The organism is Microbacterium caowuchunii (assembly GCF_008727755.1).
Classification (GTDB): domain Bacteria; phylum Actinomycetota; class Actinomycetes; order Actinomycetales; family Microbacteriaceae; genus Microbacterium; species Microbacterium caowuchunii.
Genome location: NZ_CP044231.1, coordinates 360,150 through 377,014, shown reverse-complemented (window position 1 = coordinate 377,014; position 16,865 = coordinate 360,150). Strand labels below are relative to the sequence as shown.

Genomic DNA, 16,865 nt, shown 5'->3' with positions numbered 1-16,865 from the left:
CACTAGGGTGGGCGCATGGGAACCATCTACTACGGCGGGAGCAGTACGCCCATCCAGATCGAGGACCGCGCGCTGGCGCACCTCAAGGTCGTCATCGCGACCAAGCTGCGCCGCGGCGAGAGCTTCACCCTCTCCTGGCGGCACCCCGAGGATCAGCCCCGGGGACGCAGCACGATCTGGCTGCATCCCTCCATCCCGCTCCGGTTCGTCTTCGACGATCCGGAGCCCACTCTTCTGAGCCGCGAGTGGATCGAGGAGCTCGCGAACTCCGCCAACTCCTCCGGCGGCATCATGCTCGTCGCCGAGCACTTCGACACGCCGGCCATCCCCACCGTCGAGCACTGACGTCGGTGCGGCGGCGCGCCTCCCGGGTCACATCCCGCCGTTGAGCACCGCGATCGCGAGCAGGACGACCGAGACGAACGGGAACGCCAGCTGGGTGAGCGCGGCGCGCGCCTTCGAGGGGCTCGACAGCAGGAGCACGAGCCCCGCTGCGACCATCGACCCGGCACCCACGAAGACGAGTGTGGCGCCGACCGTGGGCGCACCGGCCACGACGCACACGATGCCGATGATCGTCGCCACGGCCAGGAAGAGGTTGTAGAACCCCTGGTTGAAGGCCAGCGCGCGGGTGGTCTCGCCGCGTCACCGATCTGCCGGTGCGTCTCCGAACGTCAGCGGGCCCCACTCGCCCGGCGCCGGGAGGACGGCGTCGCGGACCTCGACGCCGTCGGGGTCGATACTCGCGACGGCCACCAGCAGGGAGAGCGTCGGGATGCCGATGTGGCGATGGTCGCGGATGAGCGCTCGATCGTCCGTCGCCGCGAGTTCGGCGCTCTGCTCGATCACGCGCAGCCACTGCGTCCACCACGGATCCGAATCGGTGTCCGCCGCGGTGAAGACGGGCAGCCATGCGGTGATGCGCGCCGTCTGCGGATCGTCGAGGTCGTCGTGCGCGATCATGTGCGTCCCGGGCGTCAGCTCCGCCGCGCGCAGCGACGCGCCGTCCCAGGACAGCACGCGCGCGCCGGCCGGACTCGCCTCGAGCAGGTTGAAGCCGCGCGAGCGGGGCGATCCCGACGGGCTGTGCCCGGAGACCGAGGCCAGCGGGAGCGTGCCGCGCGAGACGACCGCGTCATCGGGCAGAGTCCCGTCGTCCGCCCTGTTGAGCAGGACGGCGAACCGCGAGGTGGCCGGATCCGCGGCGAGCCAGGCACCGCCCGCACGCACGTCGTGCACGCCGATGACGCCGGGGTGGGTGTCCGGCCACCATCGCCCGAGCGGATTCCAGGGGCGCCCGGGGTCCTCGTCACGGATGGCGATGACGCGCGTCGGCCGGCGCGGATCCTCGGGTACGCGGATGATGACGGTGCACATGCGGGCGGACTCCTTCGGGTGGGTCGACGGCGCGTGCGAGAATCGAGCCGTGTTCGTCGTCGTGGGAGTCACAGGCGGGATCGCCGCGTACAAAACCGTACAGCTCGTTCGCGAGCTCGTGCGCGCGGGGCATGAGGTGCACGTGGTGCCGACCGCCGACGCCCTGCGGTTCGTCGGCCTGCCCACGTGGGAGGCGCTGAGCCGCAACCCGGTCACCACCTCCGTGCACGACGACGTCGCGCAGGTACGGCATGTCTCCCTCGGTCGCCGCGCCGACCTGGTGATCGTCGCGCCCGCCACCGCCAACACGCTGGCGAAGATGACCGCGGGCATCGCCGATGATCTTCTGGGCACGACCCTCCTGGCCACGACGGCCCCGGTCGTGGTGGCACCGGCGATGCACACCGAGATGTGGCGGCATCCGGCGACGACCGCGAACATGGCGACGCTGCGCGCACGCGGCGTGCACGTGGTGGGACCGGCGGACGGTCTGCTCACGGGCGGCGACAGCGGCCCCGGCCGGATGAGCGAACCCGAGGAGATCGTCGCGGCCGCCCTGTCGATCGTCCGGCCTGCGCCCGGGGATCTCGACGGCCTCGACGTCGTCGTGACGGCAGGGGGGACTCGGGAACCGATCGACCCGGTCCGGTTCATCGGCAACCGCTCCAGCGGCCGTCAGGGCATCGCCGTCGCGGTCGCCGCGGCGGCGCGCGGTGCCCGGGTGCGGCTCATCGCGGCGCACGTGGAGCAGGCGCTGCTGGCGGAGGCGGAGCAGCACCCCGCGATCGCGGTCGCCCGGGCGGGGACGGCGGCCGAGTTGCAGGACGCGACACAGCAGGCCGCATCCGACGCCGACGTCGTCGTGATGGCGGCGGCGGTCGCCGACTACCGGGTGGCGGATGTGGCGGAGGGGAAGCTGACCAAGGAGTCCTCTGACGGCACCCTCACCCTCCAGCTCGTGGAGAACCCGGACATCGTGGCGGGGCTGGCCGCTCGGCGCCGGCCCGGTCAGACGATCGTCGGCTTCGCCGCCGAGACCGCCCAGGGCGAGGAGTTGCGCGCGCGCGGACGGCGCAAGCTCACCCGGAAGGGCGTGGACCTGCTCGCGGTCAACGAGGTGGGCTGGGAGCGCGGGTTCGAGACCCCGGACAACAGCATGCTGTTCGTCACCGCGACCTCCGGCGACGCCCCGGAAGTCGTCACCGGGGACAAGCGGCAGGTCGCCGACGCCCTCTGGGATGCGGTGCTGGCCCTGCGCTGACGCCACTGCCCCATCCTCCGACGGGAGCGCAAGCCCCCGGCGCTCCCCGGACGATCCGCCTAACGTCGCCCGGGACGGAAGGATGCGACATGACGCGCTTCGGATACACCCTGATGACGGAGCAGAGCGGACCGAAGGAGCTCGTCCGGTACGCGGCCGCTGCCGAGGACAGGGGTTTCGACTTCCTCGTCTCGAGCGATCACTACGCGCCGTGGCTCACGACCCAGGGCCACGCCCCCTATGCCTGGACGGTCCTGGGCGCCGTCGCCCAGGCCACCCGGGACATCGAGCTGATGACCTACGTCACGTGCCCGACGATGCGCTACCACCCGGCCGTCGTCGCCCAGAAGGCCGCCACCCTGCAGGTGCTCTCGGACGGGCGGTTCACCCTGGGTCTCGGCTCGGGCGAGAACCTCAACGAGCACGTGGTCGGCGAGGGCTGGCCGGCCGTCGCCGCCCGGCAGGACATGCTCGTGGAGGCCATCGAGATCATCCGGGCCCTCCACACCGGCGACCTCGTGACCTACGACGGGTCGTACTTCCGCGTGGACTCCGCCCGCATCTGGGATGCCCCGGACGGCGGGGTGCCGATCGGCGTCGCCGTGTCCGGTGACGCATCCATCGACAGATTCGCCCCGCTCGGCGATCACCTGATCTCGGTGGAACCGGACCCCGAGCTCATCGCGGGCTGGGATGCCGCGCACGATGGCTCCTCCCGCAAGATCGGTCAGATCCCGATCAGCTGGGATCCCGACCGGGACACCGCGATCGCGCGGGCGCACGAGGAGTTCCGCTGGTTCGGCGGTGGATGGGCGGTCAACGCCGACCTGCCGACACCTGCGGGGTTCGCCGCGGCGACGCAGTTCGTACGCCCCGAGGACGTCGCCGAGGCGATCGCCTGCGGCCCCGACCTCGACGCACTCGCGGAGAGCGTGCGCCCCTATGTCGATGCCGGCTTCACGGACGTGGCGATCGTGCAGATCGGCGATGCCCAGCAGGAGCGGTTCCTCGCCGAGGTCGCCGAACCCCTCCTGGAACGCCTCCGCGCCCTCTGACGACGGCGCCCCACGACGGCCTCCCCGGTGATGAAGGGGCCGGCACGTGACTCCGGCACGCGTTGCTCCTAGATTCGACTCACCGGACAGAAGGAGACCCCATGCGTGTCGGTGTTCCCGCAGAAGTGAAGAACCACGAGGACAGGGTGGCGGTGACCCCCGCGGGCGTGCGGGAACTCGTCCACCACGGGCACCAGGTGACCGTGCAGGCCGGCGCCGGACGCGGGAGCGCCATCCCCGACGAGGAGTTCACCGCGGCGGGTGCCGTGCTCGGTGACGTCGAGGCGGCCTGGGACAACGACCTGGTCCTGAAGGTCAAGGAGCCCGTACCGAGCGAGTACGACTACCTGCGCGCGGATCTGACACTGTTCGCCTACCTGCACCTCGCCGCCGACGAGCCCCTGACCGAGGCGCTGCTCACCAGCGGCACGACCTCGCTCGCCTACGAGACCGTGCAACTGCCCGACGGTTCACTGCCGCTGCTCGCGCCGATGAGCGAGGTGGCCGGGCGGCTGTCGGTCCTCGCCGGCGGCCACCACCTGCTCGGTTCGCAGGGTGGCCGCGGGGTGCTGCTGGGCGGCGTGCCGGGCGTGCCACCGGCCAAGGTCACCGTCATCGGGGGCGGTATGGCGGGAAGCAACGCCGTCGCGCAGGCGGTGGGTCTCGGCGCCGACGTGACGGTGCTCGATCTCTCCATCCCGCGCCTCCGGGAGCTGGACGACCTGTACCGGGGCGCCATCCGCACCGTCACCTCGAGCGCCTACGCCATCGAGCGCTCGGTCCTCGAGGCCGATCTCGTGATCGGGGCCGTGCTCGTCCCGGGAGCGAAGGCGCCCAAGCTCGTCTCGCACGACCTCGTCCTCAGGATGAAGCCGGGGAGCGTCCTCGTCGACATCGCGATCGACCAGGGCGGATGCTTCGAGGATTCGCACCCGACGACGCATGACGCACCGACGTTCCCGGTGGGCGAGGCGATCCTCTACTGCGTCGCCAACATGCCGGGCGCCGCGGCCGCGACGTCCACCCCGGCGCTCACCAACGCGACGCTGCCGTACGCGCTGGCCCTCGCCGACCGGGGGTGGGAGCAGGCCACCGGCGCCGACCCCGCGCTCGCCAGGGGGTTGACCACTGTCGGCGGACGGATCCTGAACGCCGGGGTCGCCGCCGCGTTCCCCGACAAGCCCGCTGAGCGGGGCTGAGCGGCCTCCCCGCTCAGAGCGGGGGCGGACCGCGACGTGCGGGAACGGGTTCTCCGGGTAGCGAAGCTCCCGCGGGACGGCAAGCCGCGCACAGGGACGCCGGCCGTCGGTATCGTCGGGACGGCTGAGAAGAAAGGACCCTCCATGCCGGATGCCACCGAACTCGCCCACGAGGCGTTGAACCAGGGCCTGCGGATCGCGGTGGCGGAGTCGCTCACCAGCGGACTCCTCTGCAACGCCGTCGGCGCCGCGGAACAGGCGTCCCAGTGGTTCGCGGGTGGCGTCGTCGCCTACACCGTCGACACCAAGGAGCGCCTCCTCGGAGTGGAGCCGGGTACGGATCCGTGCTCACCGCAGTGCGCCGTGCAACTGGCCGTCGGGGTGCGCGAGCTTCTGGACGCCGATATCGCGGTCTCCACCACGGGTGTGGGCGGTCCCGACGCGGAGGACGGGCATGCCCCCGGCACCGTCTACATCGGCTGGGCGACGGCGGACCACCACGGGGAGCACCTCCTCCGCCTGGAGGGCGACCCGGAGGAGGTCATCACCGAGGCCACCCGGCGCGCGGTACGCCTGTTGACCGACGTCGTCCGGCGGCAGCGGACCGTGGCCGCCTGAGCCACAGGGGTTCACGCACGGGATCGGGTCGTGGCGTTCTGGTCGACTCGGGTCATCCCGGGACATCGTGGGCCGTCGTCGTGCCTGTCGTCCTGTCCCCCACAGGGGACGTTTTCGCGAGTTGTCCACGGGTTTTCATTCGGCCGCTGATCTGGGCTTCATCGGGGCGGGGAATGTCGGTGGCCCTCACCAGAATGGGGGTATGACGACATCGAGACTCCCCTTCGGCACCAGCGACGCTGACACCGCCGTACTGGCCGGGTTGGTGTCGACATCGCGGCAGGTGCTGGCGCAGAAGAACGCCGGTGATGCGGGCGAGGTCCGGTTCCTCGCCGACGCCGGTACGTTCGCGCTGCGCCAAGCCGGGAAGAACTCGGTGCAGGCGAAGGAGATGGCACTGCGGTCCGTCGCGGCGGAGATCGCTTCGACGTGGAACGACTCGGACCGGTCCGTGCTCGCCCGGATGAACCGGGCGATGACCCTCGTCGACTACTACCCGGAAACGATGGCCGCATTCGAGCAGGGCCGGATCCTCCGCCGACACGTCGACCTGGTCGTGGAATGCGGTGCACCCCTGGATGCGGAGGCGCGGGGGTTGTTGGATGCGGCCGCGGTCGTGCAGTGCGAACAGAACTCCCCCAACCGGGCGAGACCCCTGCTGCAGATGCTCGCGGAATCCCTGCAGCCCCGCACCCTCACCGACCGGCACCAGGACGCGAGGGAACACCGCCGCGTCCGCATCCTCCCGCTCGAAGACGGGATGGCCGAACTGATCGTCACGCTCCCGGTCACGCTGGCGCACGCGATCCTGGACCGGCTCACCCGGCAAGCGTCCGCGGTGAAGGACGTCCGGGAACGCGCGCGGGGCGAGATCGCAGCGCAGGAGGGTCTGCTCGGGGTCGATGACGAGCCGTCACCGGCGGAGGTCCTCGCATCCGATGAGCGGACCACCGATCAGATCCGCGCGGACCTGCTCGCCGACATGCTCCTCACCACGACCCCTGGTGCGGACCCCCACCTTCCCGGCGACGGGAACGGCGGACTCGGCGCGATCCGCGCGGTCGTGCAGGTGACCGTGCCCGTCCTCACCCTCCTCGGGCGAAGCGACCTCCCCGCCGACCTCACCGGAACCTCCCCCATCGACCCGGCCACCGCTCGCACCCTCGCCGGGAACAGTGCGGGGTTGGACCGGATCCTGACCCACCCCATCACCGGGGCCGTGCTCGCCACCGACCGGTACCAACCCACCGCCGACCTGAAACGATTCCTCCGCGGCAGAGACCACCGCTGCCGATTCCCCGGCTGCCGGATGCCCGCCATCCGCTCCGACATCGACCACACCCGAGACCACGCCCACGGCGGACCCACCGACGCCGGCAACCTCGCCCACCTCTGCCGCGGACACCACACCCTCAAACACGCCACACCCTGGAAAGTCAGGCAACTCCCCCACGGGATCCTGGAATGGACCTCCCCGGCCGGACACACCTACACCGACCACCCACCCGGACCGGCCCTCCCCGGCGCCACCGCGGCATCCCTCGTCGGCACCGGCACACCACCAGACGCCCGCGGACCACGCGACACCGGCCGGCCGTCGGTCACCTTCACCCCCGACGGCGACCCGCCACCGTTCTGAGTCGCCTCAGGGCGTCCGAGCTGCCGCGCGCTACTCGACCCGCCGGAATCTCGGTCCCGCGTAACCGTCGCGGACCACAGGCTCCACGAACATGCTCAGCGGACGCACCCAGAGACCACCATCGCCGTACAACTGACGGTAGAAGACATGCCATTCCTCGGTCTCGCTGTGCCGGCCGACGCCGATCACCTCATAGCGCGCGCCCCTGAAGTGCTCGTAGACCCCCGGCTCGACCTCGTCCGGGCTCTCGCCGACCACCGGCCGTCCCTCATCCACCGCCATACCGCGCCTTCCCCTCGGGATCCCCCTCAAGGAGATTAGCCACGAACGCCGAGGGGTCCGGAAGTCCGCCCATCGGACCGTCAGGCGGCACGCCACCGCCATCCGGCGATCTCCGGATCGTCCTCACCGTGCTCCCGCGTGTACTCCCGGGCGCGGATGCGCCGGTCCACGAGCGCCTGACGGAATGGGCCGTGCATCTCGGCGGCTCCCGGGACCCGGTCGATGGCGTCTATCGCGAGCTGGAACCGATCCAGATCGTTGAGCATCACCATGTCGAACGGCGTCGTCGTGGTGCCGCGCTCCTTGTAACCGCGCACATGCAGGTTGTCGTGCCCGGTCCTCCGATACGTGAGCCGATGGATGAGCCAGGGGTAGCCGTGATACGCGAAAACGATGGGCGCGGTCGTCGTGAACACCGCATCGAACTCCGCGTCCTTCATCCCGTGCGGGTGCTCGCTCTCCGACTGCAACCGCATGAGGTCCACGACGTTCACGACCCGGATGGCGAGTTCCGGAGCCTCCTCGCGCAGCAGCTCGGCGGCGGCGATCACCTCCATCGTGGGGACGTCCCCCGCGGCCGCCAGCACGAGGTCCGGGGCCTGTCCCGAACGCTCGTTCCCGGCCCACGGCAGGATGCCCAGCCCCCGTGTGCAGTGCACCACGGCCTCCTCCATCGAGAGCCACTGCGGCGCGGGCTGCTTGCCGGCGACCACGACGTTCACGTAATCCGTCGTGCGCAGGCAGTGGTCGTAGGTGGACAGCAGGGTGTTCGCGTCGAACGGGAGGTACACCCGGACGACGTCGGCGCTCTTGTTCACGACGAGGTCGATGAAGCCGGGGTCCTGGTGGCTGAAGCCGTTGTGATCCTGGCGCCACACGTGGCTGGAGAGCAGGTAGTTCAGGCTCGGCACCGGCCGCCGCCACTCGATCCCCCGGGACGCCTCCAGCCACTTCGCGTGCTGGTTGAACATCGAATCGACGATGTGCACGAAGGCCTCGTACGAGGTGAACACCCCGTGGCGACCGGTGAGCACGTACCCCTCCAGCCAGCCCTGGCACTGGTGCTCGCTCAGCACCTCCATCACCCGCCCGGCGCGTGCGAGGTTCTCGTCCAGATCGATGATCCGCGCGTTCCACTGCTTGTCCGTCACCTCGTACACCGCAGGCGCCAGTCGGTTCGACGCGGTCTCGTCCGGACCGAAGATGCGGAACGTGTGCGGATTCCGCCGGATCACCTCCGCGAAGTAGCGCCCCAGCACAGCCGTGGCCTGCGCGTCACCGCCTCCGGGCACATCGACTTCCACGGCGAAGTCGCGGAAATCCGGGAGATCCAGGTCCTTCCGCAGGAGCCCGCCGTTCGCGTGCGGCGAGGCCGACATCCGCCGATCCCCCACCGGGGCGAGACCGGAGATGGCCGCCACCGGCACGCCGTTCTCGTCGAAGAGCTCCTCCGGACGATAGGAGCGCAACCACTCCTCGAGGGCGTGGAGGTGTTCGTCGGTGTCCCGCGCGTCCGGCAGCGGTACCTGATGCGCGCGCCAGGTCCCCTCGACCGGGAGCCCGTCGATCACCGCCGGCCCGGTCCACCCCTTCGGCGAACGCAGGATGATCATGGGCCAGCGCGGCCGCTCGGTGCTCCCCTCGGCAGCATCCCTGCGGATGCGGGCGATCCGATCCAGCGCGTCGTCCAGCGTCTCCGCGAACCGCCGATGGACCTCGGCATGGTCCTCGTCGGCGGTGAAGGAGACGAGGAGCGGGTCATGCCCGTACCCGCGCATGAGTTCGAGCAGTTCCTCCTCCGGGATGCGGTCGAGCACCGTCGGATTCGCGATCTTCCATCCGTTCAGATGGAGGATGGGCAGCACCGTACCGTCATCCACCGGGTCCAGGAACTTGTTCGCGTGCCAGGCGGTCGCCAGCGGCCCGGTCTCCGCCTCCCCATCGCCGATCACGCAGAAGACCGTCAGATCGGGGTTGTCGAACGCCGCGCCGTAGGCATGGCTGAGCGAGTATCCGAGTTCACCCCCCTCGTGCATGGAGCCCGGGGTCTCCGGAGCGGCGTGGCTCGGGATCCCGCCGGGGAAGGAGAACTGCCGGAAGAGACACTGCATCCCCCGCACGTCCCGCGACACGGCGGGGTAAAGCTCCGAATACGTCCCGTCGAGCCACGCACCCGCGACCATCCCGGGGCCGCCGTGGCCGGGACCGGCGATGTAGACGGCGTCGAGTTCGCGCTCGCGGATGGCGCGATTGGCGTGCGCGTAGATGAGGTTGAGCCCGGGCACGGTGCCGAAGTGACCGAGCAGCCGGGGCTTCACGTGCTCCCGGGTCAAGGGTTCCCGCAGCAGCGGATTGTCCAAGAGGTAGATCTGACCCACGCTCAGATAGTTCGCGGCACGCCACCAGGCGTCGAGGGCATCCTTCGTCGCGTCGTCCACTCCCCTACGATGACGCGATCCCGGCCCCGGCACAGGCCCTTGCCCCGCCGCGACGGCTCGGCTAGGCGCTGCGCTGGCGTGGACAGACCGTCCGTCATATGCACAAGAGTTGTTGTGCATTATGGTGTGAGGGTGACCGAGCCCTCATCGTCCGATCCGTCCCGCGCGGTACTCCGCTCCGCCTCCGACCTGCGCGCCATGGCCCACCCGACCCGATTGCGTCTGCTCGGGGCATTGCGTATGCACGGCCCGCAGACAGGAGCGATGCTGGGCGAGCGGGTCGGCGAAGCCGCGGGCACCGTGAGCTACCACCTCCGCACGCTGGCCAAGGCGGGACTCGTGACGGATGCCGAGCCGCAGAGCGGCGACCGCCGGGAGCACTGGTGGGCGGCGGCCCATGAGACGACCACCTGGGATCCGGTCACGTTGCGTGCGGATCCCGAGCAGGCAGCGGCGTCCGCGGCGCTGCAGCGCGTCGTCGGCGAGGTGTACGCGCAGCGCTGGGCCGAGTACGTGGACGCGGCGGGCGAGATGCCCGACGAGTGGGTCGCCGCTGGGCTCAGCACCGACAGCGTCCTCCGGCTCACCGTCGAGGAGCTGGCGGAGCTCCGCGAGGAGCTGATGGCCGTCTCGTCGCGGTGGCGGGCCCGCTCCGCAGCCCACGTCGAGGGCGACGGTTCGGAGCCCGCCGCTCTGATCGCGCAGACGTACCGCATTCCGACACCATGACACGGGGACGCTCCGACCGGGCGCTCGTGCTCCTGCTCGCCGGGCACGTGCTCTCACGAACCGGCAACGTGGTGGGCCTGTTCACGCTGCCCTTCCTGGTCCTCGGCCGAGGGGGCGGGCCGACCGAGGTGGGTCTCGCCGCGTTCGCGGCGACGGTTCCCGTCCTCCTCAGCGGACCGATCGGCGGCGCCGTCGTCGACCGTGTCGGTGCGCTGCGCTCGAGCGCCGTCGCCGACGCCGTCAGCGGAGCCACGGTCGCCCTCATCCCCCTGCTGGCGGCCCTCTCCGCCCTTCCCCTCCCCGCTCTGCTCGCCCTGGTTTTCGTGGGCGGTCTGCTCGATGCACCCGGCGAGACGGCCCGCCGGGTTGTGCTGCCGCAGATCGCCGACGCCGCCGGCATCCGGCTCGAACGCGGCGTCGGCTTCCTCGACGCGACCACGCGGCTGTCCTCACTGCTGGGCGCACCGCTCGCCGGCGTGCTCGTGGCGACAATCACCCCGGAGCGCACGCTCCTGGTGACCGCAGTCGCCTTCGCTCTGTCGGCGGTCCTGACGGTCGTCCTCACCCGTACCGCGACGGGGCGCCTGCTGAGCACGCCCACGGCCGGGGAGGCGACGGACGGGACCTGGTCGGAGCTCTCCGCGGGGGTGCGCTTCCTCGTGCAGGAGCCCGTGCTGCGCCTCGTGGTGGGCATGGTGCTCGTGACGAACCTCCTCGGCGCGGCGCGCATGGGCAGCCTCCTCCCCCTGTATGCGGAGGAGCGGCTCGGCGGCGCGGCAGCACTCGGGCTCATCTCCGGCGCCTTCGGGGGTGCGGCCTTCCTCAGCTCCGTCGGCTTCGGCTTCGTGGCCCACCGGGTGCCGCGACGGCCCGTGTTCGTCCTCGGGTTCCTCCTGGCCGGCGGTCCATCGCTGCTCGCACCGGCCCTCGGCGCGGGAACCGGCTGGATGGTGGCCGCCGCGCTGATGTCCGGACTCGCCGCCGGTGTGCTGAACCCGATCATCGGAGCGGTGGAGCTGGAGCGGATCCCGCTGGCTCTGCGCGGTCGCGTGCTCGGTGCCGTCACTGCGGGTGCCTGGGCGGGCATCCCGCTGGGCGGCCTCCTCGGCGGCATCGGCGCGTCGGCGTTCGACCTCACGACGATCTTCGGCGTCATGCTCGTCCTCTACACGATCGCCGCCCTGCTCCCGCTGACCGGTGGCGCCTGGCGCGGGATGGAGCGCGGCACCCCGCCGGCGCGCTGAGCGGACCGGCCGGTCGTCACACCCGGGCGGCGGCCGAGCGGCGTAGCTCGTCCACCTCGGACCGCGCCCGCACGAGCGCGCCGATGCGCTCCCGGACGGCTCGCAGATCCTCGCCGGCGTCGCCGTGCGCCTCCGCGAGGCGGAGATCCGCCCAGGCGATCGCCGATGCCCCGGCGAGGCCCGCAGCCACCCCCTCCGCGGCGACCACGATGTCCGGGACCAGGTAGCGCTCCGAGACCTCGAGCAGCCGGGCGACATCCGCGATCAGGGAGACCCCTACCTCTCCCAGTTCGGCGGCGGAATGCGCGGAGGCGACCGCGGTGTCCCGGGCCGCACGGTCCGCGGCATCCGTCCCGTCCTCCCGATACCGGCGCAGCGCATCGCCCAGTTCACCGGAGCGGAGCGCATCGCGTTCGATCGCCTCGAGCGCGCGACGCCGGGAGTCCGCCGCCCGGGAGACGATGCCCTCGCCCTCGTCTCCGGCGTACCCGCCCACCATCCCGACCATGGCCGCCGCCGTGGCCGTCATCAGTGCGCACGCCGCACCGCCGCCGGGGACGCCGGAAGCCCCGGCCAGTCGTGCCAGCCACTCCTCGAGGGCGACGGAGTCGATGGATGCGGCCTCTTCCTCAGGGATGTCGTTCACCCCACCGACGATCCCAGGAGGGACAGCCGATCGGGCCGGGATTGACACGGGAGGTACCTGCCCGCATGGCGGGCGGGCGATCACTCGTCCGAGCGTCCGGACGCCTCCCGGCCCATCAGCGGGCGCAGCATGCTCGAGAGCGCGGCGCGCTCGGAACGGTCGAGCACGGCCAGCGCATCCGCCTCCCGCGAGACCAGCTCCGTCATCGCCGCGTCGACGCTCGCCATCCCCGCATCCGTGAGACTGATGATCACGCTCCGGCCGTCGCGGGGGTTCTTCTGCCGGCGGATGAGCCCCCGGTCGACCAGGTTCGCGATGCGGTTCGTCATCGCCGCGCTGCCGATCATCGTGAGGTCGATCAACTGCATGGGGCTCAGCTCGTGCGGGGGCTCGGCCCGGCGCAGCGCCGCCAGCACGTCGAACTCCCACGTGGCCAGTCCCGCGGTCGCGAAGGCAGCGGAACGCAGCCGGTCCAGGCGCAGGGCGGCCCGGCGCAGGCGCGACATCACGTCGAGCGGGGTCAGATCGACGTGCGGGAGCCGCTGCGACCAGGCGTCGATCAGCAGGTCCACCTCGTCGTCCGAGTGGTCAGCCATCACAGCTCGACCGTACCAATGCCCGGGGCATCCGCCTGCCCCTTGCGCCGGCGCGGCCGGACGCCGTCTATCCTCGACCGCATGGTCACCCGCCTGCTCCTCCTCTCCGACACGCACATCCCCGGTCGGGCGCGGGCGATCCCGGCCGCCGTCCTCGCCGCAGCGGACGCCGCCGACCTCATCGTGCACGCGGGCGACTGGGTCGGCGCCGCCGTCCTCGACGACCTGGAGGGTCACGGCGAGGTCGTCGGCGTATGGGGGAACAACGACGGTCCCGACCTGCGCGCCCGGCTGCCCGAGATCGCCCGCATCCGTGTCGAGGACCTGGATCTCGCGGTCGTCCACGAGACGGGTGACGCACGTTCACGGGAACGACGGATGGACCTCGCGTTCCCGGGCGTCGACGTCCTGGTGTTCGGACACAGCCACATCCCCTGGGACACGACGACGCCCGGCGGCCTCCGCCTGCTGAACCCCGGTTCGCCGACCGACCGTCGGCGCCAGCCGCAGCACACCTATATGACGGCCGTCGTGGACGGTGCGACGCTGCGCGATGTCCGGCTCATCGCTCTCTGACCACCCGTCAAGGCCCCGGATCGCCCGGTCCGGGCGGGGTAGATTCGGTCACCCGACGAAGGAGGCGAACATGACCAACAACAGCTTCATCCCGCAGGTGCCGCTCGGCGACGGCGACGCGACCGAGGATGCGGTCCGGGAGGTCGACGGCGACGAGGTCCTGGACCAGGACATCGACGACAACCAGGTCGACAGCGCGGAGGCGGACCGGCTCGCCGCCGAGGCGCCCACCGACCAGGACTGACGCGGCGCCACTGACCGCGGGGGGGGTGCGATGACGCTGGACGCCGTCGGCGCGGAGGCGGCCGCGGATCTCGGTCTGACCACGGCCGCCGCCGCCATCCGGGAGGGAACCGGCCGCCTGCCGTGGACATCGGCGCTCGCGGTCGGGCGGCTCGCCGTCGACAGCGTGGCGTTGTCCTCACTGGCGATCGACGGCGCGCGGGCAGCGCGGGACGGTGGCCGGGTCGACTCCGTCCGGGTCGACCTCGGGCGGATCGCGGCGTCGTTCGCGAGTGAGCGGGTGCTGCGCATCGACGGCGCGAAGCCCGAGGCGTGGGCGCCGCTCTCCGGCTTCTGGCCCTCCCGCGACGGGTGGGTGCGGACGCATGCGAACTATCCGCACCACGAAGGCGCACTGCGGACCGTGCTGGGCGTCCCGATAGACGCCTCCCGCGAAGCGGTGGCCGGCGCCATCCGGGAGCGCACCTCGGTGGACCTCGAGGAGCAGGCGCACCAGGCGGGGGCGATCGTGGCGGCCGTGCGCACCGGCGACGCGTGGCGTCGGCATCCGCAGGCACAGGCGGTGGCGTCCCGTCCCCTGATCGAGATCACGCGGCGCGAGGGTGCGCCGCCGCGCCCGTGGTGGCGGTCAGGAGCAGCGCTTTCCGGGGTACGGGTGCTCGATCTCACGCGGGTGATCGCCGGCCCCGTCGCGGGGCGGGACCTCGCGATGGCCGGTGCCGACGTACTTCGGGTGGACCCGCCGCACCTCCCCGAGACCGGTTGGATCCACCTGGACACCGGTCAGGGGAAGAGGTCCACGGTCCTGGACCTGGCCGATGGGCCGGATCGGGACCGGTTCTTCGAACTGCTCCGGACAGCCGATGTCGTGCTCAGCGGATACCGCCCCGGGGCGCTCGACCGGTTCGGGCTGGACGCCGCATCGCTCGCCGCATCCCATCCGGGCATCGTGACCGCTCGGGTTTCCGCCTGGGGGGAGACCGGACCGTGGGCGCAGCGGCGCGGCTTCGACAGCATCGTGCAGGCGGCCACCGGGATCGCGATGCGGGAGAGCCCCGACGGGACGACCCCGGGCGCCCTCCCCGTGCAGGCGCTGGATCACTCCACCGGGCACCTGCTCGCGGCCGCCGTCGGCACGGCTCTGGTCCGCCAGCGCACGGAGGGCGGTTCGTTCGACGTGCGGATGCCGCTGGCCCGTGTCGCGCAGGCGCTGCTGGCGGCTCCCGGGGACACCAGGGGCGACGCGTCGGTCGCGCTGCCGTCCCGGGAGCGGCTGCTGCCGGGACGCCGGCCCGGTGCGCTGGTCTACGCCCCGCCCGTGCTGGCCTTCGCGGGAGCTCCGGACGACTACCCGGTGGTGGGCGGCGCCTGGGGCGTGGATGCCCCGGCTTGGGACACCGCGCCCTGACCGTTCCCCGGTGGGGCGATCTTCCCGTGAGACTGCAGCGCACGCACGAGACGGATGTCGTCACGCTCCGTCTCGTGCTGCGCCTGCAGTCTCGCGGGTGAGGGCGGGCCGGTGAGGGCGAGCGCGCTCAGGCGCGCTCGGACGCCGCCTGGCACGCGATGCACGTCTCGGCGTACGGCAGTACCTCCAGCCGCCCGGGCGCGACCGCTTCGCCGCAGCGCAGGCAGTCCCCGTACGTGCCGGCGTCCAGGCGCTCGAGCGCCGCACGGATCTGGTCCATGACGCGGCGGGTGCCCGCCGTGGTCGTCCAGGCGACCGGGTCGACGTTCGGCGCGGCCTGCGGAGCGAGTTCGCGGATGATGTCCTCGCGCTCCTTCAGGTGCTCCTCGAGACTGCGGCGGATGGCGTCCGTGTCCGGGTGCGGAGAGGATGCGATGAGTTCAGGGTTCTGGGTGGTCATGACCGTTCCTTGGGTACAAAAAAAGCGCCGCAGGTGCGACGCGCTGGGTAGCCGGATGATCCGTGGGTGTGACAGAGGATCACGGCGGCGAGGCGCGCGAGGAGGAGCGGAAGAGAAGAACGCCTCCGGACACCTGCATCCGGGGCGGAAGGACTTCGTGCCGCGCTCCTGCGATGTCCAGCACCCGGACGACCACCGAGGCGTCGACGAGACGCTCGGAGGCAGACGTGCGGGGGGCCATGGACATGCCCCTCACCATAGCCAAGCCCCAGGGAAAGGCAAGTCGCCGCCGGCGGACACCCGGTCTCAGGCGCTGAGGACCGCCAGGAGATCCTCGCACGCGCGCCGGCAGCGACGGCACGCTTCCGCGCAGATGCGGCAGTGCTCGTGGTGACCGGCGTGCTGCTCGCATTCCTCGGCGCAGCGCGCGCACGAGGTCGCGCAGGCCTCGAGGAGCGCACGCAGGGCGGCGTCCGCATCCCTCGTGCGGGTGAGCACTGCGGCCGTCGCGGCGCAGACGTCGGCGCAATCGAGGTCGGTGCGGATGCAGTCGCGCAGCGCCGTGACCCCCTCCTCGTTCAGGCAGGAGTTCGCGCAGGCCGTGCAGACAGCGGCACACTCCAGGCACGCCTCGATGCAGCGGGCGAGCTCGTCACCCACGGCGAAGCGGGGCGGGAGGGGGTTCGCCCGGAGCATGTCGCGGACGGCGTCCATCTCTTCCTCCTCAGCGTCCGGGCAGGTTCAGGTCGGCCGGGTCGACGTCGACGTCCCCGGCGTCGTCGGGACCACCGGTTCCGGGGACGACCCGCACGTCGGCGTCGTCGATGTCGTCGTCCTCCAGCGACGCCGGACGGTCGTCGTCCTGCTTGCGCTGGGTCTCCGTCTCGCTCGCCGGGCTGTATGTCATGTCCTTGCGGACGGACTCCCCCTCGGTGAGGCCCGATCCGCGCGGGGCGGGCGGGAGCTTGTCGGTCTCGCCCGCGGCATAACGCTGTTCGTCGTCACGCTGTTCGTCGTCGGTGTTCATGCGGCGAGCGTATGCGGACCCCGCCCGGTCACCATCGCCCTTGACATCGACCGCGACGGCGATCCGC

Annotated in this window: 20 protein-coding genes and 1 pseudogene; 11 read left to right on the top strand and 10 right to left on the bottom strand. The window is 71.7% G+C overall.

Translation table 11 applies throughout. The features are described from left to right. The first annotated feature begins 15 nt into the window (after positions 1–15). Positions 16–345, top strand: coding sequence for a DUF7882 family protein (locus F6J84_RS01765; protein WP_150970902.1), 330 nt, complete (start codon positions 16–18; stop codon positions 343–345). A 27-nt stretch (positions 346–372) separates the two neighbouring features. Here F6J84_RS01765 and F6J84_RS01760 read toward each other — a convergent pair. Next, positions 373–627: pseudogene (locus F6J84_RS01760) on the bottom strand (DUF1304 family protein); the annotation flags it as partial. 18 nt (positions 628–645) lie between these two features. Next, on the bottom strand, positions 646–1,377 hold the full coding sequence (locus tag F6J84_RS01755; protein WP_150970898.1) for an NRDE family protein: 732 nt from the start codon (positions 1,375–1,377) through the stop codon (positions 646–648). A 49-nt stretch (positions 1,378–1,426) separates the two neighbouring features. Between F6J84_RS01755 and coaBC the strand changes: the two genes are divergently transcribed. The 5 genes from coaBC to F6J84_RS01730 all read left to right on the top strand — a co-directional run bounded on the left by coaBC (position 1,427) and on the right by F6J84_RS01730 (position 7,149). After that, positions 1,427–2,638 carry a bifunctional phosphopantothenoylcysteine decarboxylase/phosphopantothenate--cysteine ligase CoaBC gene (coaBC, locus tag F6J84_RS01750; RefSeq protein ID WP_150974633.1) on the top strand — a complete coding sequence of 404 codons (1,212 nt, stop codon included), beginning with the start codon at positions 1,427–1,429 and terminating at the stop codon, positions 2,636–2,638. Between the two features lie 89 nt (positions 2,639–2,727). Beyond that, the gene (locus F6J84_RS01745; RefSeq protein ID WP_150893497.1) at positions 2,728–3,693 is read left to right on the top strand and encodes an LLM class F420-dependent oxidoreductase; all 966 of its coding nucleotides are present in this window, start codon (positions 2,728–2,730) and stop codon (positions 3,691–3,693) included. Positions 3,694–3,794: 101 nt separating this feature from the next. Next, positions 3,795–4,892, top strand: coding sequence for an alanine dehydrogenase (gene ald, locus F6J84_RS01740; RefSeq protein WP_150970896.1), 1,098 nt, complete (start codon positions 3,795–3,797; stop codon positions 4,890–4,892). Between the two features lie 144 nt (positions 4,893–5,036). Next, positions 5,037–5,510: a CinA family protein gene (locus F6J84_RS01735; RefSeq protein WP_150970894.1), complete on the top strand. Its 474-nt coding sequence runs from the start codon at positions 5,037–5,039 to the stop codon at positions 5,508–5,510. Between the two features lie 202 nt (positions 5,511–5,712). Continuing rightward, complete coding sequence (locus tag F6J84_RS01730; RefSeq protein WP_150970892.1) at positions 5,713–7,149, top strand: HNH endonuclease signature motif containing protein; 1,437 nt, start codon at positions 5,713–5,715, stop codon at positions 7,147–7,149. 30 nt (positions 7,150–7,179) lie between these two features. Here F6J84_RS01730 and F6J84_RS01725 read toward each other — a convergent pair whose 3' ends face one another. Both F6J84_RS01725 and F6J84_RS01720 read right to left on the bottom strand, forming a co-directional pair. After that, a complete protein-coding gene (locus tag F6J84_RS01725) occupies positions 7,180–7,431 on the bottom strand; it encodes a DUF1653 domain-containing protein (protein WP_150893504.1) in 252 nt (83 codons plus the stop codon). An 80-nt stretch (positions 7,432–7,511) separates the two neighbouring features. After that, positions 7,512–9,989: a phosphoketolase family protein gene (locus F6J84_RS01720; RefSeq protein ID WP_150970890.1), complete on the bottom strand. Its 2,478-nt coding sequence runs from the start codon at positions 9,987–9,989 to the stop codon at positions 7,512–7,514. A gap of 12 nt (positions 9,990–10,001) precedes the next feature. Here F6J84_RS01720 and F6J84_RS01715 point away from each other — a divergent pair, with 12 nt between their 5' ends. Together F6J84_RS01715 and F6J84_RS01710 are read left to right on the top strand one after the other, a co-directional pair. Next, positions 10,002–10,598, top strand: a complete 597-nt coding sequence (locus F6J84_RS01715; protein ID WP_191905726.1) for a winged helix-turn-helix domain-containing protein — start codon at positions 10,002–10,004, stop codon at positions 10,596–10,598. Further along, on the top strand, positions 10,595–11,842 hold the full coding sequence (locus tag F6J84_RS01710; RefSeq protein WP_150970888.1) for an MFS transporter: 1,248 nt from the start codon (positions 10,595–10,597) through the stop codon (positions 11,840–11,842). The genes F6J84_RS01715 and F6J84_RS01710 overlap by 4 nt, the downstream gene beginning before the upstream one ends. Before the next feature lie 16 nt (positions 11,843–11,858). Here the strand turns inward: F6J84_RS01710 and F6J84_RS01705 are convergent, their stop codons facing one another. Together F6J84_RS01705 and F6J84_RS01700 are read right to left on the bottom strand one after the other, a co-directional pair. Beyond that, entirely contained in the window at positions 11,859–12,488 is a 630-nt protein-coding gene (locus tag F6J84_RS01705) for a cyclodeaminase/cyclohydrolase family protein (RefSeq protein WP_191905725.1), read from the bottom strand. 80 nt (positions 12,489–12,568) lie between these two features. After that, on the bottom strand, positions 12,569–13,084 hold the full coding sequence (locus F6J84_RS01700) for a MarR family winged helix-turn-helix transcriptional regulator (protein WP_150893510.1): 516 nt from the start codon (positions 13,082–13,084) through the stop codon (positions 12,569–12,571). 81 nt (positions 13,085–13,165) lie between these two features. Between F6J84_RS01700 and F6J84_RS01695 the strand changes: the two genes are divergently transcribed. From F6J84_RS01695 to F6J84_RS01690, 3 genes are all read left to right on the top strand, one after another. Continuing rightward, positions 13,166–13,660 (top strand): metallophosphoesterase family protein, encoded by a 495-nt coding sequence (locus tag F6J84_RS01695; RefSeq protein ID WP_150970886.1) that lies wholly within the window; start codon positions 13,166–13,168, stop codon positions 13,658–13,660. 70 nt (positions 13,661–13,730) lie between these two features. Next, on the top strand, positions 13,731–13,904 hold the full coding sequence (locus tag F6J84_RS15405; protein ID WP_191621829.1) for a hypothetical protein: 174 nt from the start codon (positions 13,731–13,733) through the stop codon (positions 13,902–13,904). 30 nt (positions 13,905–13,934) lie between these two features. Further along, entirely contained in the window at positions 13,935–15,311 is a 1,377-nt protein-coding gene (locus tag F6J84_RS01690) for a CoA transferase (RefSeq protein WP_150970885.1), read from the top strand. Positions 15,312–15,438: 127 nt separating this feature from the next. Here F6J84_RS01690 and F6J84_RS01685 read toward each other — a convergent pair whose 3' ends face one another. The 4 genes from F6J84_RS01685 to F6J84_RS01670 all read right to left on the bottom strand — a co-directional run bounded on the left by F6J84_RS01685 (position 15,439) and on the right by F6J84_RS01670 (position 16,798). Beyond that, a complete protein-coding gene (locus tag F6J84_RS01685; RefSeq protein WP_150970884.1) occupies positions 15,439–15,771 on the bottom strand; it encodes a TraR/DksA family transcriptional regulator in 333 nt (110 codons plus the stop codon). A 79-nt stretch (positions 15,772–15,850) separates the two neighbouring features. Continuing rightward, positions 15,851–16,018: a hypothetical protein gene (locus F6J84_RS01680; protein ID WP_224786002.1), complete on the bottom strand. Its 168-nt coding sequence runs from the start codon at positions 16,016–16,018 to the stop codon at positions 15,851–15,853. Positions 16,019–16,077: 59 nt separating this feature from the next. Beyond that, on the bottom strand, positions 16,078–16,485 hold the full coding sequence (locus tag F6J84_RS01675; RefSeq protein WP_202980466.1) for a four-helix bundle copper-binding protein: 408 nt from the start codon (positions 16,483–16,485) through the stop codon (positions 16,078–16,080). A 10-nt stretch (positions 16,486–16,495) separates the two neighbouring features. Next, positions 16,496–16,798 (bottom strand): hypothetical protein, encoded by a 303-nt coding sequence (locus F6J84_RS01670; RefSeq protein WP_150970883.1) that lies wholly within the window; start codon positions 16,796–16,798, stop codon positions 16,496–16,498. Between the last annotated feature and the right edge of the window lie 67 nt (positions 16,799–16,865).